The sequence below is a fragment of the Arthrobacter sp. Y3223164 genome (assembly GCF_059091005.1).
The window spans coordinates 1-410 of record NZ_JBNHGF010000882.1 but is presented as its reverse complement, the minus strand read 5'-3'; the positions used below and the strand labels follow the sequence as shown (position 1 = coordinate 410).

1 pseudogene is annotated in these 410 nt (G+C 74.6%); it reads left to right on the top strand.

The annotated features are described in order from the left end of the window. A pseudogene (locus AC5RUJ_RS18530) lies at nucleotides 1–410 on the top strand (chromosome segregation protein SMC); the annotation flags it as partial.

Genomic DNA, 410 nt, shown 5'->3' with positions numbered 1-410 from the left:
GCTGGGCCGGCTCCGCGCCTCGATCGGCGAGGGCGAGGAACGTCGGCGCCAGGCGCAGGCCGAATTCGCCGCGCTGGAGTCGCAGGTGGCCGGGGTGGAACAGGGCGAAGAGGGCCTGGACGCCGCGTACGAGGACGCCAGCGACGAGCTCGCCGTCATTGAGGCGGAGCTGGAGCAGCTGCGGGCCGACGAACGCGAGGCCGAACGCGAACGCGACGCCCTCGCCGCGCGCAAGGAGGCGCTGGAAGTCGGGCTGAACCGGCGGGACGGCAGTGAGCTGCTGCTGGCCTCCGGAACCGAGGGCGTGCTGGCCCCGCTGGCGGACCTGATCACGGTGGAGCCCGGCTATGAGGCGGCGATTGCGGCCGCCCTGGGGCCGCTGGCCGAAGCCGTCGCCGTCGCGGACCCCA